Origin of the sequence: Hymenobacter tibetensis, from assembly GCF_022827545.1 — a bacterium.
GTDB classification, from domain to species: Bacteria; Bacteroidota; Bacteroidia; order Cytophagales; family Hymenobacteraceae; genus Hymenobacter; species Hymenobacter tibetensis.
Genome location: NZ_CP094669.1, coordinates 1,517,607 through 1,539,635 on the forward strand (window position 1 = coordinate 1,517,607; position 22,029 = coordinate 1,539,635).

The 22,029-nt window shown below is 56.3% G+C and carries 19 protein-coding genes and 1 tRNA gene; 9 read left to right on the forward strand and 11 right to left on the reverse strand.

Annotated features, from left to right (window positions below; all coding sequences use genetic code 11):
* Positions 1-72: 72 nt before the first annotated feature.
* From MTX78_RS06160 to MTX78_RS06170, 3 genes are all read right to left on the reverse strand, one after another.
* A complete protein-coding gene (locus tag MTX78_RS06160; protein WP_243800856.1) occupies positions 73-1,308 on the reverse strand; it encodes an MFS transporter in 1,236 nt (411 codons plus the stop codon).
* A gap of 264 nt (positions 1,309-1,572) precedes the next feature.
* Positions 1,573-3,399 carry a M61 family metallopeptidase gene (locus tag MTX78_RS06165; RefSeq protein WP_243800858.1) on the reverse strand — a complete coding sequence of 609 codons (1,827 nt, stop codon included), beginning with the start codon at positions 3,397-3,399 and terminating at the stop codon, positions 1,573-1,575.
* 210 nt (positions 3,400-3,609) lie between these two features.
* Positions 3,610-4,257 carry a class I SAM-dependent methyltransferase gene (locus MTX78_RS06170; protein WP_243800859.1) on the reverse strand — a complete coding sequence of 216 codons (648 nt, stop codon included), beginning with the start codon at positions 4,255-4,257 and terminating at the stop codon, positions 3,610-3,612.
* A gap of 123 nt (positions 4,258-4,380) precedes the next feature.
* On the opposite strand from MTX78_RS06170, the gene MTX78_RS06175 reads away from it, so the two are divergent.
* From MTX78_RS06175 to MTX78_RS06185, 3 genes are all read left to right on the forward strand, one after another.
* The gene (locus tag MTX78_RS06175) at positions 4,381-5,070 is read left to right on the forward strand and encodes a phosphatase PAP2 family protein (RefSeq protein ID WP_243800861.1); all 690 of its coding nucleotides are present in this window, start codon (positions 4,381-4,383) and stop codon (positions 5,068-5,070) included.
* A 135-nt stretch (positions 5,071-5,205) separates the two neighbouring features.
* A tRNA-Leu gene (locus MTX78_RS06180) sits at positions 5,206-5,287 on the forward strand.
* A gap of 155 nt (positions 5,288-5,442) precedes the next feature.
* Positions 5,443-6,102: a phosphatase PAP2 family protein gene (locus MTX78_RS06185; protein WP_243800863.1), complete on the forward strand. Its 660-nt coding sequence runs from the start codon at positions 5,443-5,445 to the stop codon at positions 6,100-6,102.
* Between the two features lie 184 nt (positions 6,103-6,286).
* On the opposite strand, the gene MTX78_RS06190 is transcribed toward MTX78_RS06185, so the two are convergent.
* The 3 genes from MTX78_RS06190 to MTX78_RS06200 form a co-directional block, all read right to left on the reverse strand.
* Positions 6,287-8,623, reverse strand: coding sequence for a GAF domain-containing protein (locus MTX78_RS06190; protein WP_243800865.1), 2,337 nt, complete (start codon positions 8,621-8,623; stop codon positions 6,287-6,289).
* Between the two features lie 103 nt (positions 8,624-8,726).
* Positions 8,727-9,293, reverse strand: coding sequence for a hypothetical protein (locus tag MTX78_RS06195; protein ID WP_243800867.1), 567 nt, complete (start codon positions 9,291-9,293; stop codon positions 8,727-8,729).
* 177 nt (positions 9,294-9,470) lie between these two features.
* The gene (locus MTX78_RS06200) at positions 9,471-10,370 is read right to left on the reverse strand and encodes a T9SS type A sorting domain-containing protein (protein WP_243800868.1); all 900 of its coding nucleotides are present in this window, start codon (positions 10,368-10,370) and stop codon (positions 9,471-9,473) included.
* A 277-nt stretch (positions 10,371-10,647) separates the two neighbouring features.
* Between MTX78_RS06200 and MTX78_RS06205 the strand changes: the two genes are divergently transcribed.
* A complete protein-coding gene (locus tag MTX78_RS06205) occupies positions 10,648-11,292 on the forward strand; it encodes a sce7726 family protein (protein WP_243800870.1) in 645 nt (214 codons plus the stop codon).
* Positions 11,293-11,379: 87 nt separating this feature from the next.
* Here the strand turns inward: MTX78_RS06205 and dinB are convergent, their stop codons facing one another.
* Together dinB and MTX78_RS06215 are read right to left on the reverse strand one after the other, a co-directional pair.
* Complete coding sequence (gene dinB, locus MTX78_RS06210; protein WP_243802824.1) at positions 11,380-12,420, reverse strand: DNA polymerase IV; 1,041 nt, start codon at positions 12,418-12,420, stop codon at positions 11,380-11,382.
* Between the two features lie 185 nt (positions 12,421-12,605).
* Positions 12,606-14,027 carry a dicarboxylate/amino acid:cation symporter gene (locus tag MTX78_RS06215; RefSeq protein WP_243800872.1) on the reverse strand — a complete coding sequence of 474 codons (1,422 nt, stop codon included), beginning with the start codon at positions 14,025-14,027 and terminating at the stop codon, positions 12,606-12,608.
* Between the two features lie 359 nt (positions 14,028-14,386).
* Here MTX78_RS06215 and MTX78_RS06220 point away from each other — a divergent pair, with 359 nt between their 5' ends.
* The gene (locus MTX78_RS06220) at positions 14,387-15,400 is read left to right on the forward strand and encodes an enolase C-terminal domain-like protein (protein WP_243800879.1); all 1,014 of its coding nucleotides are present in this window, start codon (positions 14,387-14,389) and stop codon (positions 15,398-15,400) included.
* 52 nt (positions 15,401-15,452) lie between these two features.
* On the opposite strand, the gene MTX78_RS06225 is transcribed toward MTX78_RS06220, so the two are convergent.
* Positions 15,453-16,031: a DUF6799 domain-containing protein gene (locus tag MTX78_RS06225; RefSeq protein WP_243800880.1), complete on the reverse strand. Its 579-nt coding sequence runs from the start codon at positions 16,029-16,031 to the stop codon at positions 15,453-15,455.
* A 158-nt stretch (positions 16,032-16,189) separates the two neighbouring features.
* On the opposite strand from MTX78_RS06225, the gene MTX78_RS06230 reads away from it, so the two are divergent.
* Positions 16,190-16,636 carry a MarR family winged helix-turn-helix transcriptional regulator gene (locus tag MTX78_RS06230; RefSeq protein ID WP_243800882.1) on the forward strand — a complete coding sequence of 149 codons (447 nt, stop codon included), beginning with the start codon at positions 16,190-16,192 and terminating at the stop codon, positions 16,634-16,636.
* Positions 16,637-16,681: 45 nt separating this feature from the next.
* Complete coding sequence (locus tag MTX78_RS06235) at positions 16,682-17,362, forward strand: YceI family protein (protein WP_243800883.1); 681 nt, start codon at positions 16,682-16,684, stop codon at positions 17,360-17,362.
* Between the two features lie 84 nt (positions 17,363-17,446).
* On the opposite strand, the gene MTX78_RS06240 is transcribed toward MTX78_RS06235, so the two are convergent.
* Entirely contained in the window at positions 17,447-18,223 is a 777-nt protein-coding gene (locus tag MTX78_RS06240; protein ID WP_243800888.1) for a hypothetical protein, read from the reverse strand.
* Positions 18,224-18,250: 27 nt separating this feature from the next.
* On the reverse strand, positions 18,251-18,808 hold the full coding sequence (locus MTX78_RS06245) for a hypothetical protein (protein WP_243800889.1): 558 nt from the start codon (positions 18,806-18,808) through the stop codon (positions 18,251-18,253).
* A gap of 141 nt (positions 18,809-18,949) precedes the next feature.
* Here MTX78_RS06245 and MTX78_RS06250 point away from each other — a divergent pair, with 141 nt between their 5' ends.
* Both MTX78_RS06250 and MTX78_RS06255 read left to right on the forward strand, forming a co-directional pair.
* Positions 18,950-19,342: a hypothetical protein gene (locus MTX78_RS06250; RefSeq protein WP_243800890.1), complete on the forward strand. Its 393-nt coding sequence runs from the start codon at positions 18,950-18,952 to the stop codon at positions 19,340-19,342.
* Between the two features lie 38 nt (positions 19,343-19,380).
* The gene (locus tag MTX78_RS06255) at positions 19,381-21,957 is read left to right on the forward strand and encodes a DUF4132 domain-containing protein (RefSeq protein WP_243800892.1); all 2,577 of its coding nucleotides are present in this window, start codon (positions 19,381-19,383) and stop codon (positions 21,955-21,957) included.
* Positions 21,958-22,029 lie beyond the last annotated feature (72 nt).

The window sequence follows — 22,029 nt, forward strand, 5'->3', positions numbered from 1 at the left end:
TTCATTACAGCGGCCTCACCTATTTGGATGACAAGCATCGGCCTACTGCTGCAGGCGGGCTTCCCGTCTCAACTATGTCGCTTTAGCAGCTGGTAAGGGCTTTCGCTTGCGGGCCAGCACGGCTACTAATGCCAGGCACAGCGCAAACCAAACCCACGGCAGCCGCAAATCCAGCACCGACAGCAGGCCGCATATCAGCGTAGACCCGAAGCTTGCCAATCCCTGAAACGCCTGATTCAGCCCGAAAATCTCGCCTCGGTCTGCTTCCGTGGTGCGGCGGGCCAGCAGCCCTTCCAGCAACCCCTGAATCAAGGAAAGCGTGAGACAATCAAAGAACACGAGGACGAAAAGCGCCACTTTCGAGGTGCCTACCAAGCCGTAGCCGGCCAACACTGGGGTGCCTACTGCTGCCAGCCACACAATAGCCCGTCGCTGGTTGATGCGGTCGGCGAGGTAGGTGTAGAAGCCGTAGTTCAGCGCAATGCTAAGCACGCCGAAAAACATGAAAAAGTAGGAAATAGACCGGGCATCCATTTGGAGCTCTCCCAAACTCATAAAGGGCACGAAATAGAAATAATAGCCGGTACTAAGGGTGAGAGCCACTTGCGTAAGCACTATGCGCCGAATGCCAGGATTAGCAGCATCTTTCTCTTGCAGCCGGGCCCAGAGCGTGAGCGGGTTGATGGAACGGCCTAACTCGGCCCGCAACTCACTGCCTCGTACGCCATTGCGCTGGGTGTGCGTTTCGCGCAGCAGCAGCGTAAGCCCGATGTTCAGGGCCGCCAGCCCTACCGCCAGCCGCACCACATAAGTGGCTTGTAGCGCGGTGGGCACGTGCAGCGACGTGAGTAGCACGCCGGCTGCCATAGGGCCAAGCACAAATCCCAGTGAAATGATAGCGCCTTCCAGCCCCAGGTTTTTAAACAAGCGCTCGGGCGGTGAAATATCTGTAATAGCTGAACGCACCGTAGCATACATGCCGTTGGTGAGGCCATCGGAAGCGCGGTTTGCAAAGTATAGGCCGGCCCGCACGGGCAGCAGCAGCACATTGGCTAGTAACGTGCCCACCGCCGATATAATAAAGATGGGGCGTCGGCCATATCCGTCGCTGAGCCGGCCCAGGAGGGGCGCCGAAAACAGCTGCACCCCTAGAAACACCCCCGTCCCAATTGATAGCCAGAGCTGCGGCTGTGGTAAGCCCCGCACAAACTCTGGCATCACGGGCCCAATGGCGGCGCCTGCAATGACGTCAAGCAGAATGATGCCGTAGAGCAGCCACAGGCGACGGTCGAGGGGTGGGGTGGGCATGAGGCGGAAGGGGAGGTGTGGACAGGCAATCAAAAGAACGTCATGCGGAACGCAGCCGAAACATATGTACCGCTTCGCCCTCACATCAGAGGCTACTGTAACGGTAGAAATGCTTCGCTGTACTCCGCATGACGTTCCTCGTTGCGCCAAGAATCTGCTCTCAGCTAACTCTTACGCACCAACCATGTAGTGCCGATAAACACCAGAACCCGGAGGTTGTTCGAGGCTTCTCTCTTAGTTGGTGTGGCTGGTTGGCACCAGAACTTACTTCGTCTTGCCGGCTAGCCAGGCCTTACGGAAGGCGAGTTGCTTGCGGGTGGCGTTGGGCATGGGTACCACTTCCAGCGTGTTGTCTTGCTGAAGCGTGATTTGCGCAGTGTGTACCCCGTCGCGGGTGCGGTATTCCACGGGCACCACGTCGCCGGGCTTATGAGTGGCGAGGCGTTTCTGCATTTCCTTGGCACTGGTGGGCTTTTGACCTTCCACTTTCAGCAATACGTCTTCCCGGTCGAGGCCGGCGGTGTAGAGCGGGCTGCCTAGTAGGGTAGTGCCTAGCGTGGCGGTGCTGTCAGGGTTGAATTGCAGGCGGGCGGCCAGGGTAGCTTGGCCGAGGCGAGCGGGCCGCACCAGCAGGCCGGCGGGAGCCAATAGGGCATCGTACTTGTGCAGCTCGTGGCCCATAATATGCTGGCGGAAGAACTGCCCGGCAAAGGCGGTATCCTTGGCTACTTCGCCCAGCACGCGTTGTAGGTCGCGGAGGGTGTAGGGCTGCGCGGGCGCGTAGTTGCGCTGGGTTTTGCCGTGCTGCTGCCACACAGCGCGCATGTAAGTATCGAGGTCAGTTTTGTAATTCTGGCGCAGCTGTAAGTCCAATGCCAGGGCATTGCCCGCGCCAATGTAGTAGTAGCTCAGGTAGGTGTTCGAGCGGTTGTTGGGGTCGATGGCGGCGGCATCCACGAAGGGCGCCTGCTGGCTCATGTACACCGGCGAGTAGCGCTTAGGTCCCGGCATCGTGAGCATGGCATCCACGATGCCGCTCAGGGCCTCGGTGCAATATTCGGCATCGGTGTATACGCCCGCCCGGCGCAGCAACAGCTCGCCGTAGTACTGCGTGAAGCCTTCGGCAAACCAGAGGTTGCTGCTCATGTTAGCCCGCTCGAAATCAAACGGCTCCAGGTCCTGCGGACGAATTCGCTCCACGTTCCAGCTATGGAAAAACTCGTGCGATACAGTGCCTAGGTTGTCGAGGGCGGCGGGGCCACGCAACGGACGGCTGCTGGTAAGTGAGGTGGAGTTGCGGTGCTCCATTCCGTCGCCGCTGGTTTGAGGCAGGTAGTTGGCAATAAAGGTGTAACGCCCGAAATCGTACTCCGGCAGCTCCCCGAACACGGCGGCGGCTTCCTTCACCACTTTCTTGGTTAGGACCACATAGCTATCCAACTCGGCCTCGGTGCCATCGTGCAGTACTTGCATTTCAACGGTGCGGCCCTGTTCCTGCCAGCTGCGGGTTTGCTGCGGCCCCAGCGAGGTCGGTGAGTCCATGAGGTACTGTAGGTGAGGCGCGTACCAGGTGCCTTTGGCAGCGTCGGGCCGGAGCTGCGAGGCCACCTGCCAGCCAGCTGGCAACTCGAACTTCACTTCGGCAGGACGCTGCTCTAAGCCCCGAGCAAAAGCCAGCGTGGCCGGCATGTTGAGGTGAGCGTGCCGCCGGTCGATGCCCACGTAGGTGCCGTCAGTCCGGTCGCCGAACAGAGTGTAGCTGAACGTAACGGTGCCGTCGTGGCCGGTTACGTCCCAGCCGTATGGGTCGGGACGGCTAACGTTCAATGACTTACCTTTCGAGTCTGTAGCCTGCACATCGTACACATTCTTGGCAAACTCATGCAGCGCATAGCGGCCCGGCGAAGAGCGGGACATGCGTACCTGCAATGGCCCGGCCGGGAGCTGGGCAAACGTGACCTGGATGCGCGCCTCATGATGGATGGCGTTAGGAAAAGATACGTCGTAGGCAACGGGTGCCTGCGCAGCCACAGGTTCACAAAAAGCCAGCGGCAGCGCCAACAGAAAAGCAGCAGTAGTTTTCCGAATCATCAGAAGAAGGAGAGAAAAGAAGCTCTAGGAGGCACTAAAGGTAGTTGGCTTTGCACATTTCTGGTAATGGGTATTTAATCTATGCTGAAGGCTTAGTTGAATAAGTGAGCTCCTGTCATTCCAACGCCGGAGGAATCTGAGTGAAGTCGTTGGAGCGAATAACTCAGATTCCTCCGGCGTCGGAATGACAGGAGCTTCATCGGTCTGCACTTACTGCGGGCGCCATACGGCAGCTTCCACCATCTCCCCAAAAAACTGCTTCGGCTCTTCCGCGCGCAAGCCTAACCGGGCTAGCTCTTCCCGTATCGGTGGCAGCTTCTGGCCCCGAATGCCCGTGGTGAGGCGGAAGAACCGATACATGGCCGCCAGCAAGCTGTGCTGCCACCACGTTTGCGGCGGCGCGAAATCGGCCAGTAGCCAGGGCGCATGCGGGTTGCGGACCGTATTAAGCTGCGCGACGAGTTTTCGTAGGCGTGGGGGTTCAAACAAATCGAGAAAAAAGAAGGTAACAACAGCATCAAATCGGTCGTGGTTACTCAACGAGGCTTCCGTACCTAACCAAAATTCCACTTGGCTGGCCGCTGCTGGGTGTTGGCGGAGCAGTTGGGTTTGGGCACCGGCCAGCATCTGAGCTGAGGCTTCCAGAAACAAGATGGTGGCAGCAGGACGTAGCCGCAGCAGTTCCAGCACCACCCAACCTGTGCCGCCCCCAATAACCAGAACGTGCGGCGCACCAGGCGGCAAACCGGCTACCAACGCATGCTGCTGCGCCCGTAGCAGGGCCTTGCCGTACACGAGCCGGCTGAGCGGGTCGTAGAAGGTTGCAACCCGGTCGAAGCCGGCATCAGGGTGTGACATGAGCGTAAGTGGAGTTTCGAGCGTATAGCATACGAGGTGGCGGCAGCTGTACATCGACTCTGCCCCACATTTCGTGTTTTTGTTTGTACACTAGGCACCGAAGCTACCGCCTATGCACCCTCTATGCGCCGCATATTAGTTTTCCTTACGCTGTTTCTAACCGAATTCGCCATCACACTGGTGTTGGGTATCGCTGGGGTGGTTGGCTTTTTGGCGCTGGGCCGGGAAGTGTTCGACCAAGATGCCGCCACCTTCGATGCCGAGGCATTTCGCTGGACACGGCGGCTGTTGGGGCCACGCCAAGAATGGGTGGAAACCGTCACGTTTCTGGCTTCCCGCAACTTTATCACCGTTATCGGCTGCCTGCTCATCGACTGGTTTCTGCTGGTGCGCCGGCACCGCTGGCACTCGTTGCTGGTGCCCGTCGTGGCGCTTGGCAGTATCACACTCAACTTGGCACTCAAGCAGGTGTATCATCGGCCGCGGCCGTTGCTGCCGTTGGTGTCGGCATCCGGCCTGAGCTTCCCCAGTGGCCACGCCATGATTTCCGCTTCTTTCTACGGCCTGCTGATTTATCTGACCTACACCTACATGCAAAAGTCGGTTTGGCGCTGGCCGATTATCGGGGCGCTGGCCCTGCTGATTGTGTTGGTTGGCCTCACCCGCGTTTACCTGCGCGTGCACTATGCCACCGATGTGCTGGCTGGCTTTACGGCTGGATTGGTATGGTTACTCGTTGCTATTCCGGTCTTAAAGCAAGTAGAAATTCGACTGAAAAAGCCGTTGCAATTACCTGAAAAACAGCCTGAATAGCTTAGAAATAAAGATTTTGCTCAGGAAATTTGCTGGCTTTTTTGCGCCAATACTTGCCTCAACTCAGAAAATGCCCTTATCTTTGCAGAACCAACTGACAATCCAGACGAGGATTTTTGACTTGGTAACTACTCTGCGCTTGTGGCGAAATTGGTAGACGCGCTGTCTTCAGGCGGCAGTTCCGCAAGGTGTGGGAGTTCGAGTCTCCCCGAGCGCACTTTGAAAGCCGGTCCAGTAATGGACCGGCTTTCTTCGTTTACAGGAACCTGGGTTGCGTAGAAGGACTTGTCTCTAACCGACAACTTTCTTCGGGGCCAAGCAGTCAGCCGCAAAATTCGTGATTCTGTGAAGAGGAAGCCCATCACCTCCCGTTTGCTCGCTCTGTTCAGCTTCCTGACCGTGGAAGTGGTTTTGATTGGTGCCGTCTTCACTGTGTCGTTGCTGCTTTTCTTCTACCTGACACGGGTGGTATTCGTCGCGCACTCGGCGCAGTTCGACGATTGGGGCTTCCAGCAAGCAGACAAGCTTCGGGCCTTCTGGTCGTGGCTAACTCCGGTGGCCAGATTCGTTACCTTTTTTGCCTCGTTTCCTTTTCTGGCACTAGCGGGCATTCTGGGCCCGGTTGTGCTGCGGTGGCGCGGCCACAAGCGGGAGGCGCTGGAGGTGTTTCTGGCGGTGCTTGGAGCGTCATTATTCAACCAGTTGCTTAAAACGCATTATCACCGGTCGCGCCCGTCTTCGGCGCTGGTGTTTCAGCCTGGCTTAAGCTTCCCCAGCGGCCACGCCATGATAGGCATGGCGTTGTACGGGTGTTTGGCGTGGTTGCTGTGGCGGCACCGTCGGCATCCTGTTTGGGCTGGCCTGTTGGTGCTGTGGGCCGTGCTCATTGGCTTCACCCGCGTGTATCTGCACGTGCACTATCCCACAGACGTACTAGCCGGTTTTGCAGCTGGCCTCTTATGGCTGATTCTGTTGCGCACGGCGTTGCGCTTGTGGTGGCGAGAAGGCAAGGAATTGGGAATTGAAAACTAAAGCCCACCTGTCCAACGGTTCCTGGTTTGGATGTTGAACTGATGGGCTCAGAGTCTAATAGGTGTTGTCATTCCGACGCGGAAGGAATCTGAGTGGCCTCGTAACGGCTTCAACTCAGATTCCTCCCGCGTCGGAATGACAAGTTCTATATAAATAGGCTTTCAGAGCTACTTCCCTGATGCCTCTAATCTAGCTTGACTTTTACGCGCAGCGCTAGCAGGCCTTTTACCCCCTGAAGCTCTTCCAACTCCAACTCTTCTATTTCGGGTTCGAGTAGGCCACGGTCTTGGAGGTAGTCGAGGTACTCGCAATATTCTTCGCTCTCGCGTTGCTGCGTGTACACCAGCGCAATATGGCCGGGCTGGGTGAGCCGTTCGCCGGTACCTTGCACAGTAGCCTTATCAATTCGCTTCTTGATGATTTCGTAGCGAATGTTGTAAGCACCATCCACGTCGAACTGGCGCTCATCTTGTCGGAACCGGATGCTCAACGACTGGCTATGGATGAGGATGAGCTGAGTGGTATCCAGCGGAACCGGAAGTTGCGGCTTGATAGCGGCTGTACGACGCGTGATTTCAATCATCACCAGCAGTTGCCACAGCCGCAGGTTCTTCAGGAAAACCATATCGAACGGCTTGTTTTCCACCAGCGATGCGCCCACGTAGATGTTGTATTCCACGCCGTCGGTTTTGAAGCGTTGGAAATAGTGCGGGAACATCAGCTGCGCCTTCTCTTCTTCCTCGTCCAAATAGTCGCTCACAGCGTCGTTGAGCAAGGTGGTGCTTTGCTCGAAGGCCTTCCGGCGCTTGTACACAATGCCTAGCTCGGGGTCGATATTCGACCAGTATTGGCTGATAACAGGTTGTAACGCTGGCGTATTCTGCCGCAGATACTCGAACAGCGGTTCCACCTCCGTCTTCAGCGACTCGAAAATGCTAACCTCGTCACCCGAGATAATGCCTTGCCGTAGGCGGCGCAAGTTTTTGTTAACGTAGAACTTGAGTTCGTCGAGTATGGGTAGCGCTTGAAACTCCGCGGCCTTTTTGAGCACGCGGTTCGCTAAGGTCAGGTGCTCGATCAAGTCGCCCTGCACTGCCTCGTTGCGGGCCGTACTGCTGCCCCGAATATCAGCCGAGCCGTGTAGCGGAAATACATCATGAAACACAATGTCTTCCATTTCGGCGTTGCGGTTGCCGTCTTCCTGCTTTTGCAGCAGGTTCTGGGCCGCATTGGTGAAGCGCCACTCCATCGTAGGATGGATGGCCGTAAACTTCTCTTTGATGATGGCTTGCACGCGGGTGTGAATTTCCTCGGCGTTGCGCTTCACAGCCACGGCAAACAACGGCACAAACTGCGCCACCGTTTCCACATCAAACTCGTCTAAGTCACCTTCATTAGGCGAGCCCAATTCCAGCAAACCCACCGTATCGTCGCCGTAGGGCAGCAATGCCAGAATGGCTGAGCGAATGCCCAAGCTTAGAATCTGCTGGCGCAAATCTTCGGGAATGTCGGCGGTTTCCACGTTCTCGAGTACCAGCGGCTGGCGGTTTTGCCATAGCTCCCGGTAGATCTGGCGGAAGCCCGAGCCGGCATCCTGGCTGTGCAGCTGCTTGGTAAGAAAGCTGTGGTTGATTTTACGACCAAAATCTACAAAAGCCTGCTTCTTCTCGTCGTAGGCCGCAATGCCGAGCTGCAAGAAGGGCCGCCCAAACAACACCCGTAGCTTCTCCTGAATCTGTTCGAGCCGGTCCGAGGCTTGCAGCACGTCGCGCTCCAGCAAATCATATTTCAGCTCCGATAGGATTTCCTGGTCGGTTACGTCTACGAGGTGCAGAATGTGCATGCCTTCCAGCTCGAAGCGGTCCATGGGCAGTAGTTCCTGCCAGGCGTCGATGCGGTGTGGGTTGCGGGTGAGGTGTTCTATCTGCTCGGAGGTCAGCTCGGGCCGCGGCCCGCCTACCACCCGCACATCCAAGAAAGTGGTATTGAAATCGACGCCGTAGTGCCGGTACAGGCCAATGCTATAGTCCGGGACGGTAAACGTGATAGTGCCGTACTGCGGCATCTGCACGCCATATACCTTGTCGAGAATCAACTGGTAGGCCATTCGGGTGGAATGGAGCTCCAGCGTCCGGTTATCGATATTGAGCGGCTGCTTGATGGTTTTGGTACCCGTCAGGAGCACTTCCGCAAAGCGCGGTGTGTGATAGAAGCTGTAGCGCTGAAAAGGCGCAATGGCACCGCTGATGTCGGATTTGAAAGAGGCCGGCGGAAACATGGCCAGCATCAGCGTCTCCACTAAGTCGCAGTTGCATTCCAGCACGGCCATGTCCGTAATAGGCCCACGCGCCCACGGTTGTTCGGCTACTTTTTCGCCGATGGCACGGGCCAGCAAGGCTAAGCCCGGATTAGGGTCGTGCTCATGCGCTTGCCAATACGCAATAAGTGGCTCGAAGCTAAGCGTCGATTTGAACGGAAACGCCGAGAGGGTGGTGCGGGCAATAGTAGGTTCGGGTAGCATAGTACAGGCAACAACACCCAAGGTAGCCAAATCATTGCGGCTTGCTAAGATGGTAGAATCTATACGCAGCCAAGCTTGAAGCGGACGTAGGGCCGCGGTGCTTTTAGCGAGTGAGCACCACCTCTATATCATCATCCTCGCCGCCAGGATCAGCCAAACTCCGGGGTTGGCCATCAAGAGTTAAGTCCTTCTTAATGTTGTTGTTGCAAGTGCAGCAAGCGTTGCTTATAAACTCGTCTTCTACCTTGACATTCGTTATTGAAAAGCTCTTGATTTCACGGTATCTCGGATTTGACCGTAGGCGTCTGCTGGCCAATAAGATCTTGTAAGTGTACTGGTCGAGCTTGCGGGTGCCGCTCTGCGGGAAAGGAGACGCGTTGTTGATGACTAGTGTCGGCACAAAACCGAGCCGGCCACCCAAAATAACGACGGTGTCTGCGCGAGGGCGTTGAGCCGTGTCGAGCGGTACTCGCTGGATATAGACAGTGTCGAGGTCGTTGGGCCGAAAACCGTTGGGGTTGGGGTTGGTTGCTGCAGTATCAAGGGCGAAGCGGAAAAACAGCGCATCGTCCACACTGTCATTGCAAGTGCAGGCAACAGAGCCGCAACAAGCTGCCAGCGCGGTAGAAAGAACAAATAGCAGAAGCCAGGTAAACGAATTGCGAAGCATAGGGCGCAAAGATACAGGGGATTCGAGCAGCATGTTGTGCCATGCAGCTAGAGTAAGCCACTTTACGCACGAGCCTGTTGCTTTGTGAAGCAAGCTACTTGGAGGTGGGTAAACAAGCACACATGAAAAAGCCAGCCTTCAGAGGAAAGCTGGCTTTACAACGGAAAAAGAGCTGAGTTATTCTTTCACGAAGCGCTTGGTTTCCGAGCCGGCGCGGGTGGTTATCTTGTAGTAGTAGGTGCCTGCGGCCAAGTCACCAAGGCTTACTTGCAGCGTATGAGTGCCTTTTTCCTGCTTGGGCTCCTGGGCCACCGTGCGGAGCGTATTGCCCCGGCCATCGAGAAGTTCTATCGTTACGGGGCCGGCCTTTACAACTGTGTAGTCGAGCTTACTGGTAGCCACTGCCGGGTTCGGATACACCCCGGCGCTGCCTGCTTCGGGAGTTGGGCTGGCAGTTGGAGCCTTCGGGTCGAGCAGCAGGAAAGCGGCAGGGCGCAACAAACTAGCGGCGCCGGCGCGGCGGTGTAGCCCGCCCTTGAAGTGGCCTGCTTTCTGTTGCTCCGGGCTGGTATTCTTAACGAGAAGCTCTTGAATGTCAGTGGCCCATTTCTCTTTCTGGGGCTGCACTTCTTGCGTTAGCTGCGCAATGTTGGTGGCATACCGCTGTGCCATCTCATTCACGCTGGTCATAACCGTGCGGGTTTCATTGCGCAGTTGCTCTCGTTGCTGCTGCTGGGCTTCTGTGAGGGCTATTCGCGGACTGGTCGGCTCCGTGGCCTGGGGCGTAGGCTGGCCAGTGCGGAAGCTGTGTCGCAGGGCTTGGCGGCGCTGCCGAATTTCCTTGAGCTGACTGCGGTAGATGGCAAGTTGAGCTTTGTCGGAGGTAGCTAGCTGCGCTTCTAGCTTCTGGCGCTGCTGCCGAACCACGGGCAGCACATTCTGCTCGATGTACGCTCTTACTTCACGGCGTGCTGGGCGGTTGTCGTCGCGGAGGGTTGAACTGGCTGAGCTGGCCGGGCCGAGCAGCAAAAGCACGAGCAGCAAGGCTAGCGTTTGGGAGAGAAATACTTTCATCATCAACGTAAAATAAGGTTGCAGCTTTCAATGCTATGGATGCAACCCATCAAGCAAAGTTTAAAAGTGAAGGAAAAAATGTGCCAGCGAAAAGCGTATGAGTGACAATACATAGGACAGTAGCTGTTGTGTGGCTTCCGCGCTACTCTCCGTACAGACTATAGGCCAAGCCTGCGTCTCCACTGCCAATCCCTTTCTGCCGAATGCCGACTTAACGTGCCATTACCTGCGGCAGTATATTTTTTAGCTTAACGGGGGGCGGCTGTATCTTGCGCTCCTGATGAACGACCCGGAGATTCGTGCGCTACTGTATCCGCTATTGCAAGGCGGTGTCTACGTCGATGAACTGCCTACTGGTAGCACTCGGGTCGATGTAGTGCACATCACCGAACACTTTATGCACGGCTACGAAGTGAAAGGTGATGGCGACACGCTGCAACGAGTGAGCCGCCAACTGGCTTGCTATGCTTGCGCTTACGATTTGGTGACCTTTGTCGTGACCGAGAAGCACTTGCTGAAGGTGTTGCCTTTGCTGCCCGAGTGGGTGGGCATTTTGGTGGCTTCCCCGGCCGGGCTGCACCTGCACCGGCCGGCTCTCTATAATGCCAGTGTGGAGCGAGCCGCTGTGGCAGATCTGCTGCTGCTGGAAGAAGTGCGCCAGTTTCTGATGGCCCGCGGCATGACGGGTGTGAGCTTACTGCGCCGCCGGGAAGTGCTTAATGTATTGCGCACGGCCCATTCTATTCCGCTTTCTGCGCTGGCGCAGTACGTGCGGGCGCAACTCACGGCTCGGCTACCCCAACGGCTGGAGGCGCGGGCCGAGCGAAAAGCCGAGCGTCAGCGCTTGGGTCGGTTGCGGCGCAAACCAAAAACAAAGCGCAAGAAGCCTCGTTCGCAACCGAAAGCAACGAAACGGCCCACGTAGCCTCCACCCAAAGCCGCCTGCCGCTGCGAAACAGGTGAGGGAAGCGCGTTGGAATGCCGACTTCAGTGCCTGATTCAAATAACAGCGCTACAGCCGTAGCACCAGTTGCTGGCCGGGCACTTCCGTATCAGATTCCAGGGTGGAAAGCGTTACGCCCAACAAGCGCACTCCTAGCGGCAAAGGCAGTAGGGCCGCCAGCAATTCGTGGCTGACTTGCGCCAGTAGCTCCGGCGTCCGGATAGGAGCCAGAAAGGTGCGGCTACGCGTAATCTGCCGGAAATCAGCATACTTCACTTTCAGCGTGACGGTGCGGCCCGCCGTGTTCGTGCGCTGGGTGGTGGCCCACACGGCGGCCAACACGGGCTCCAGCCCAGCCAAGAGTTCGTCGTGGGTGACTAGGTCGTGCTCAAAGGTGGTTTCCGAGCCGATGGACTTGCGTATCCGGTCGGCCACCACAGGGCGGTGGTCTTGGGCGCGGGCAATGTGATAATAGTGCGAGCCGGCCTTGCCGAAATGCTGCCGCAGAAACGCCTCCGACTGTTGGCGTAAATCCAGCCCCGTAAAGATGCCCAGCTGATGTAGCCGGGCCACCGTGGCGGGCCCGATGCCGTGAAACTGCCCCACCGCCAGCGTTTCTACAAAAGCCAGTCCTTCATGCGGTTTGATTACAAACTGACCGTTAGGTTTGCGGTAGTCAGAGGCAAGCTTGGCCAGAAATTTATTGTAGGAAATGCCGGCGGAAGCTGTCAGCTGCGTTTCGGCCAGAATGCGGGCCCTGATTTCCTGCGCTAGCTGCGTGGCCGACTGAATTTGCTTGAGGTTGTGCGTAACGTCCAGGTAGGCTTCGTCCAGTGAGAGCGGCTCAATCAGGGGCGTGTAGTCGGCAAAAATGGCCCGGATCTGCCGCGACACTTCTTTGTATACCTCGAAGCGCGGCTTCACAAAAATCAAGTCGGGGCACTTGCGCAGGGCCACCGACGAGGCCATGGCGGAACGCACCCCAAACTGCCGGGCCTCGTAGCTAGCCGCCGCCACCACGCCCCGTTGCCGCGAACCGCCTACTGCTACCGGGCGGCCCCGCAACGCCGGTTGGTCGCGCTGCTCCACTGAGGCATAGAACGCATCCATGTCCAGATGAATGATCTTGCGCTGTAACTCCTGCTCCACTTCGTTGGCCCTGAAAACACGAAGATAAAGTGCCACTGCCAACCTAGTGCTTCCGGGCGCGCCTCTCTCAACGAAAAGCCCCACCGGCGTGGCCTCCTGAAGTGGGAGCCATGCCGGTGGGGCAGAAAACCAGAAAGCTGAAGTAGCTAGTGCGACTGTTGTACCAAGCTACTGTCTACTTCCGCCAAACCTTCCACTGGGTCGGGTGCTACATAGTTGTCTACGAACTCGCCTTCCCAGCGGGCTACTACGGCCGTAGCCAAGCAGTTGCCGATTACGTTCACAGCAGTACGGGCCATGTCCATCAGGGCGTCAATGCCCAAGATGATGAACACTGGCCAGGCTGGCAGGTTGAACGAAGCCACCGTAGCCAGCAGAATAACGAGCGAAGCGCGCGGCACGCCCGCCACGCCTTTCGAGGTAAGCATAAGCGTGAATACCATTACCAGCTGTTGCCCAAACGACAGCTCAATACCTGCTGCCTGCGCCACAAACACGGCCGCCAACGACAGGTACAGGGTAGTGCCATCAAGGTTGAACGAGTAGCCGGTAGGCATTACGAAGGCCACAATGCGGCGCGGCACCCCTATGCCCTCCATAGCCTCCATGGCCCGGGGCAAAGCAGCCTCCGACGACGTGGTAGCAAAAGCAATGCTCACTGGTTCGGCAATAGCCTGCACAAAGCGCTTAACAGGAATACGCGCTAGCAGCGCCACAGGCAGTAGCACAAGCACTAGGAAAGCTATCAGGGCCGCGTACAGTGTAATAAGCAAATAGAAGGCGTTGCGGAGTGGCTCAAACCCCATCTTACCTACCGTGTAGGCGAGGGCGCCTCCCACCCCAATCGGGGCGAAGAACATCACCACGTTGGTGAATTTGAACATCACCTCCGACAAGCTGTCGATTATATCGAGCATGGGGCGACGCTTGTTTTGGTGCACCATGGCCAGCCCGATAGCGAAAATGATGGCGAATACCACTACCTGCAACACCTGCCCCTCCGCAACCGATTTGGCAATGTTTTCAGGGAAGATGTGCAGAATGATATCCGCTGTGGTTTGCTTGACGGGTTGCAGAGTTTCGGCTTCCACCTCTACGCCGGCTTGACTGATGCCGACCCCCGCTTTGGTTAAGTTGATGGCCGCCAGGCCAATGAACAGCGCAAACGTGGTGATAACCTCGAAGTAAACCAGGGCTTTGAGCCCCATTTTGCCTACTTGCTTTAAGTCGGCGTGGCCGGCAATGCCCACTACCAAGGTAGCAAAGACCAGCGGCGCAATAATCGTCTTAACTAGGCGCAGAAAGACGTCGCTGAGCACTTTCAGGCTCACGGCAAACGTTGGGAAGTCGTTCCCGATTTCGGCCCCGACAAACATGCTCACCACAATCCAGAAAGTGAGGGAACGGCGCTGTACACCGTATGCGGCAAGAGCCACTAGAAACAGCCAGCGCGCCGCTCGCGCCACCAAAGGGTCGAGGGTTAGCACCTGGTAGGAGGTAAGCAAGGTGAGCAAAACGGCCACTACGGCCAGCACCAAAACGACGGGGACAAGTCGCGAAAACTTCATACGCGGCAGCAAAGAGAAAGGAGTTGGAGGTAGCAAAGATAGGTTTTTGGGTTTCGCTATTCGTTGCCGGCCTTTTCAGCCTGGTAGCCTACGGGTGTAGCGCCTGCTCAGACATAGAAAAGAACTGCAATTAGGCCCGCTTCGTGCCTCCCCGAAAGATGTTTTTGCGTCCTTGTAGCTGTCGTAAAAAGCCAACTGAAACAGACCATGCTGTAGCACCAGCAGCTCTTGGTACGAGCCGCAACGGTCCCAGTGAAAACTTCCACTAGCTTAAGCACTGGTATAAACAGCGGAGGCATTGCTCGGCGCTAGGTGGCCGATACAGGCTGACCGCCTACTTTTATCTTTTCTGCCGCCCTATGCTTGTCTGGTCCCTTACGCCCCACACGTTGCCGTTGCGCTTCACTTGGAAAATCTCGCGCAACGCTTCCACCTTTAAAACCAACCTGATTCTACAAGTGCACGATCCGGCTGGCGGCCCCATAGGAAGGGGGGAGGCGGCTCCTAACGTGCGCTACGGCGAAACGCCCGAAGGCATACAGCAAGAATTCAGCGCCTTGCAGCAGGCCGGCTTGGGTGCCGTTCGGACCGAAGCAGAGTTGCACGAGTTTCTGGCGACCCACACACCGGCGCATGCCTTGCGTTTCGCCATCGAGGCGGCATTTGTGCAGTGGGCGGCGGCACAGGCGGGACAAGCCGTTTGGCAGTGGCTGGGGGCTCCCCAACCAGCAGTGGCTGTTCCAACGGCTTTCACCCTGCCCATCATGGAGCCAGAAGCCGTAGCGGCTTTCGTGCGGGAGCAAGGCATGGCCCGCTTTCAAACCCTTAAAGTGAAAGTAAACCAGGAAAGCGGGTTCGAGCTATTGCAGGCCCTTGTGCAAGAATTGCCGGGTCGGCCGCTCATCATTGATGGCAACGAGACCTGGCACGATGTCGATACTCTGCTGCAGTTCGTAGAGCGCGTAACAACCCTGCCCGGCTTACACGTGCGCCTACTAGAACAGCCCATGCCCGCCACTCACGTCGCTGACTACCAGTATCTGCGCGCCCGCTCGCCCTGGCCGGTTTTTGCCGATGAATCCGTCACCGATACCACCGACTTCGAAAGCATAGCCCAGCAGTTTCATGGCGTCAACATGAAGCTGATGAAGGCCGGTGGCTACCGCAACGGCCTGCGCATCTTGCGGGAAACCCAGGCCCACGGGTTGCAAACCATGGTTGGCTGCATGGTGGAAACGTCTCTTGGCATTTGGGGGGCTTTGCAAGTCAGTGGCTTGGCGCAAGTCTGCGACCTGGATGGCTTTCTCATCCTGCGCGACGAGCCATTCAACCTCGTGCATGAAGAAACCGGCCAACTTTATTGGCACGAGTAACGCTGGGCTAGTGCGTGCGTCTGGCACAGCGTTACCGCCGCAAGGCACGCGGTTAGCGCCCTATTTGCGCGTCCAGGCTTTTTATCTGCTGATTTACGTTGTCAAGCGCGGCTTGATTGGCGGGGTTAGGCGTCATCAAGCTGATTTTCTCGTTCAGAAGCTGGATTTTGCGAGTCAAAAGCCCCGTTAGCTCTTCTGCTACAGGAGTTGCCGAAACCTTGGTGCTGGTAGGGGAGGTACCGCGGTCTACGTACGTATTGAATTGCGCGTTGGAAGGTACCGAGGTGTTGCCCCGAGCAGCGGCGGCGCTGGCGGGTGTAGCAAACACCAGGTCACCGTTCATTTTCACGTAGTCGCCTTCGTGTAGCGTGGTTTTTTTGCCGGTCGTGAATTCAACGATGCCACTCTTGTAGTTAATTTTGGTGCCGTTGGAAAGCATCACGTTTTTGGTGAGCGGTGTAGAGCGCTGGCCCTGAACTAGCACAACAGCGCCATCCTGCATTATAAAACGATCAGTGGAGTTGGCCGTGACAGCTCCGACAGATGGTGCGATTTTGGCTTGAGCACTTGCGAAGTGTGAGGTGCCTGCAACTAGTGTGAGCAGAAAGAACAGGTATGGTAGCTTTTTCATACTTTCTTAAGGTAGCAGAAGGTGGGAAGCTCCTCTACGTTGGCACAGCCAAAACGATTGTCGTCAAATAAATAGAAAAATAAATATTGATTGATGTTGCAACATTAAATGTAGGTACATATATTTGCAACGCCTTTCCAAGGTAGCTCATCCTTATCATGAAAATCGAAGACGAAATTAAACAGCCAGTATTTAGTGATATCTTCCAAAAGGGGATGATTAACCTAGTGTACACCGCTGGCTGGATTGGGCAACGAAACGCTGCTTTGTTTAAAGATTACGGCATCACAGGGCCGCAATTCAATGTACTCCGCATTCTGCGTGGCCAGCACCCCAAGCCGGCTACCGTGAATCTGCTCATCGACCGGATGCTGGATAAGACCAGCAATGCCTCTCGCATAGTAGACAAGCTGGAGACCAAGAAACTCGTGACCCGCACCGTATGCCCCAGCAACCGGCGGGCCGTGGACATTCGCATTACCGAAGCAGGGTTGAGCCTGCTTCTTGAAATAGACAAAGTGCTCGTGCAGGCTCCTCACCTGCGCAACCTCACCGAAACCGAAGCTATGCAACTCAACGAGTTGCTCGACAAAATCCGCGACTGACGGCTTTCAGTTTGCTTTTACTTTTACTTAACACTTGACTTTATCATGAAAAAGATCATTCTGCCAGCACTGTTAGCTGTTACGCTGCTTGCGGCCCCTGTTCTGGCTGATACCCCTGCCGCTCGCACAACCACTGCTAGCAGCAAAGCCGCCGACAAAACCTACAAGCTGCAGCAGCAGCTCAGCAAATTGGGCTGGGTAGGCAAGAAGGTAACTGGGCAGCATAACGGCAGCGTGGAGTTCAAAGAAGGCAGCGTGTTGGTGCGTGGCAACCAAATAGTAGGCGGCATGTTCACCGTGGACATGAACACGCTGAAGGTGGAAGACATCAAGGATGCTGAAACCAATGGCAAACTGATGGGCCACCTGCGTTCCGACGACTTCTTCAGCATCGATAAGAACCCAACCTCGACCTTCAAAATCACCAAGGTTACGCCTATCAAAGCAGATGCTGCTGGTAACAACGCCACTATCACCGGCGACCTGACCATCAAAGGCATCACCAACCCAGTGACTTTTCCCGCCAAAGTAGGCGTGAAAGGTGGCCTGGCTTCTGCTAGCGGCACTGCTAACATTGACCGCACGAAATTCGACATCAAGTACGGCTCGAAGTCGTTCTTCGAAAGCATCGGCGACAAAGCCATCATGGATGAATTTGCCATGAGCTTCAACGTTATTGCCAAGGCTGAGCCAGCTGGCAACGCTTCAGCTAAAGCAGCTAAGTAGTAGCAGCCTCCAGTAAGAAGTAGCATAAAGTCCCCGCTGGTAATTACCAGCGGGGACTTTTGCGTTGTGGGTGGCCTGCTTCCATTACTCTGTTTGGCGGCTTTGACGGCGCAGCATCTGCTGTTGTAGCGCGCTAGCTGCGGTGGCAATCGGCTGCTGTACGGGCGCGGCATCAAGGCTGCTTAGGTCGAAGCGTAGCCAATAGGTGCCATCGGCGTGCGTGAACTCCCGGTCGTGGTTGACATCAGGGCGGACCTCTACCAGCAGCAAACTGGTCTTGGGTAACAATGTGCGGCTTTCCAAATGGGTGCCGTCGGGCGTGAGCTGCCGGAGCTGCCGGCCGCTCCGGTCGGAAACATACAAGGCGCTGGCGTCTTTTTCGTCCTGCCGGCCATCGGCATTGGTATCCGCTTTGATAACGGTGTAGAACAAGTAAGGCCAGCGAGCGTCAGGCTTACTATCGGTGTCAATTTCTGTAACTACGAAGCGCCCGTGCGGGAACAAAGCATGTTCCTGCAAGGTCGATTTCTGGAAGAAAAGTAGGTTGTAGCAAGTGCCTTCAATGTCATTGGGGCGGGTGTCGTACTCACTGTCGTAGGAACTGCTGGATAGCAGCTTGCTGCCAGTGCTACGCTCTTCTTCCAAAGGCACCACCGACACAGGTTGGTAATAGAAGTCGGTGCTGTCGAGGTTCTGTGGCTGATTATACTCTACCCGAAACTCCCGTGCCGCTTTCCGTACGGCGGCTGTATCAGGCGGTGCTGTAGCGGACACGGCCGCTGAGCGCCGCGTGGGGCTTTCGGAGCAAGCCACAAGGCTGCCGAGTAAAGTTAGCGCAACAAGCAGGCGAGGAAGGAGCATAGCACATCAGTTTCCCGCAAGTAACCACTAATCAGGTAGTACTAGCTCGCGCGGCAACACGAACTTTAGGCTGTGGCTTTTATTGCGTGCGTGCAACTGGCTTAGAAAGTCGTCGAGGTCTTCCTTGTATTCCAGCCACAGATCTTCGTGCAGATTGGTGGTAACGAGCTGGGTGGTGCGGGCTGCCAGCCGGGCCGTAGCCGTGTAGAAACCGCCGTACACGCTGTCGAACTGACCAGTGTAGTTATCGAAGATGAGGCGCAGGATGTACAAGTTCAGGTCGATTTCCAGGCGCTTGTCTTTGGTGACGCGTTTGGCGCGGGCCACTTCCTTGGTAGCTTTCTGAAGGGCTTTAGTAAGGCTACGGTTGAGTAATCGGCCAGTGGCGCCCACCGCAAACAGCTCGTGAATTCGGTCCGAAGTTTCCTCGAATACCGCCTCGATGGTTACGTCAGACAACAGTTCGAAGCGTAGCGTGTCGTAGAGCTCGGCGTCGCGGCGGGCGGCGCGGAGTAGTAGGGTTTCCTTTTCTTTATCGGAGAGGCGCTGGAGCGCTTTCTTGAAATCGGCAGACGGAACGGGCATGGGCAGGCAAAAACAGCAAGTGCGCACTAAAAGTAGACTAGAAACGCAGCCACGCAACTTTTGGCGATATTGCTGGTGCAGTTAGTAACTGTTGCTAAAAAAATTAGTATATTGAATTCAGTTAGCAACTCACTTTTCTATATGGCTTACCTCACCATTCAGGATGAAACGGCTACCGGCAGCATCCTCAACCGGCTAGAGCTGGAAATCACTCAGGAAACCCTCACTGTGCGCGACTTGATTGCCCAGCGCGTGCAGCAGGAAGTAGCCAATTACAACGTGCAGCAGTTGGATGTGTACCAAGGACTGGTGCAGCCTACCGACTCGGAGCGGATACTCAACGGGTTTCGGCTGCGCAAAGCCAAGCTGATTGACGCCGAAGAGCAGGTGTATAAGGCGCTCGAAGGATTCCAGCAAAACGGCTATTTCATATTAGTGAATGACCGGCAAGTGGAAAGCCTGGACGAAGAAGTATGGCTAGGGGCAGGTGCTACGGCTAGTTTCATCAAGCTCACGCCACTGGTAGGTGGATGAGGTACATTGCTATTTTACAAGCATTTGTGTATTCTTTTATGGCTAAAGCCTCCAAGTTTCAATTAGCTGCGCTACCCGCCAATGCCAGTCCGGTCAGCGTGGAAATGCACCCAGTACTGCAACAGCTTATTCGGGAAGCTGGCGCTAATGCCAACTGGCACAGCAACGTTACCCAGCTACCGGTGTACCAAGCCGCTCGGGCGGCAGATGCGGCCTACCGGGGCCGCTTGGCGCTGGCGGCCGTGGTAGCTTTGCGCGCCAATGAGGGCCGTATTCGCACGACCTGCTTGCAGCTGCTCGAAGGGCTCAGCCGAATGACTGTGGAGCTTAGTGAGGCCGATTATATTCAGCTTTTGCAGGCATACGGGTTGGTATTTGATGCGCCCTCTGGCGGCTCGGCGGCCCCTAATCCTTCTATTGTCAGCGATGCGTTGGTTTTTCCGGTGGGCCTCACTCTAGGTCAGCTTGAAAAGACCACGAAGAAAAGGGGCCTAGGTACGTCCCTAGCTGCTTATTTAGCCCAGTTTCTGGCCGCTACTGAGCGCGAGTCAACGGGCTACCGAGTCAGAGATATTGGCAAGCTGCACCATCGCCTTCAGGTTATTTTAGGCTTGGCTGATGGAAATAGCCGGCCGGTTGTCACCTTCCCGACTGGCGACCCTTTTGGTCAGGCCCTCAACGAGTTTGCAGCGGGCCTACCCGATGCGGACGCCACCACCCTGCCGTGGCTGAAGCTTTTTCAACTGTGGCAGAAAGCCAGCGGCGGACAGCCCACGGCCAAGTTGCGCAAGGAACTAGACGCTGCCGTGGTAGCAGTGGGCAACGAAAACGTATACAAGCAAAGCAGCAAATGGCTGCAACTGCTACTAACCATGCCGGTGGTAGAGCATTCTAACACCGTTGACTACAACAACGGCCACACCTATACTTACACGTCCTACACGTATTTGCTCGATGCCAACGCCGTGGTAGCTAAAGGAATGGTTTGGAGCCTGCTGCCGTTGCTGGACGAACCGCTTCGGCAACAGGTGGCTAGCTTGGCCGGTAAATGCTACCGCAAAATTCCGGGCAAAGGGCCGCTAGCGGTGGGCTTAGGTAATGCTTGCCTGTTCGTTCTTTCGCAGGGTGGCTTGCCTGGAGTAGCCGCTCTAGCGCAGGTTCGGTCGAAAATCAAGCAAACCAACACCCAGGAGCTGATTGCTAACCACATTGAAAAGGCCTCGCAAAAACTAGGCGTAAGTGCCGCAGAAATTGAAGATATGGCCATGCCCGACGCTGGCCTGCAAAATGGCCGCGTGCACGAGGAATTTGGGGAGTACACCGCTACGCTTACGCTGCTGGAAGGCAAGGCCGAAGTTCAGTGGGAAAAAGCCGGTAAGCCGTTGAAATCGGCTCCGTCAGCCCTCAAAAGTACGCACGCCGAAGAGTTAAAGGACTTGAAAACCACCCAAGCTTTAGCCCAACAAACGTTCCTGGCGCAACGTGAGCGGCTTGATCGTGGCTTCGTAGAGGAGCGGCGCATTCCGTTTGCTTGGTTTCAGCAATACTACTTCGGGCATGGCTTGATGGCTGAACTCGTGCGTCCGCTCATCTGGCGCTTTCATCAGGTTGGCGGCTCTTTCACGGATGCTTTATGGCTTGATGGCGCCTGGTGCGACAACCAGGGACAGCCTGTGGAACTGCCTTCCGAAACCGATACCGTGCAGTTGTGGCATCCCGTGCTGGCCGATAGCGCGCAAGTGCTGGCGTGGCGCAGCCTCCTAGATGCCCGGCAACTGCGTCAGCCCCTTAAGCAAGCCTACCGCGAAGTGTACTTGCTTACACCACCCGAAGAGCGCACCCGTACGTATTCCAACCGCATGGCGGCGCACGTTCTTAAGCAGCACCAATTCAACTCGTTGGTGAAGCTGCGTGGCTGGCGCTATAGCCTGATGGGTGCCTACGATAAAGGCTACGAATCGGATAGTGCCAAGCTGCTAGTGCCTGGGCACGATTTGCGCGCCGAGTTCTGGGTGAGTGAGGTGAATGCCGATGGTGCCTGGAACGATACAGGCATCTACTTCTATATCAGTACCGACCAGGTTCGTTTCACGCGCGCAAACGCCGACGAACCCCTCCCGCTGCCCGAGGTGCCCCCGCTGGTATTTTCGGAAGTGATGCGCGACGTGGACCTGTTCGTGGGTGTGGCCTCCGTCGGCAACGACCCGCTGTGGCGCGACAATGGGGGCTTGGTGCAGTACCGCAACTACTGGGAAAACTACAGCTTCGGGGAACTGGGTGAAGTAGCCAAAACCCGCAAGCTGGCCCTGGAACGACTGGTGCCGCGCCTGAAAATTGGGAAGGTGAGTGAAATCAAAGGCAATTTCCTGGAAGTAAAAGGCAAGCTGCGGACCTACAAAATCCACCTCGGCTCGGGCAATATCCTTATGACGCCCAACGACCAATACCTGTGCATCGTGCCCGACCGGTCCGTGAAAACCGCCAGCACTGCTGGCGTCTTCCTGCCTTTCGAAGGCGACGCCGTTTTGTCTATTATCCTCAGCAAAGCCCTGCTGCTGATGGACGACGACACCATCACCGACGACACCATCGTGCGCCAAATCAAGCAACGGTAGGAGGTTTGTGTTAAGAGCTAAAACCTAGTTCTCTTCCTCAGATGAGGAGGGGAACTAGGTTTTAGCCATACC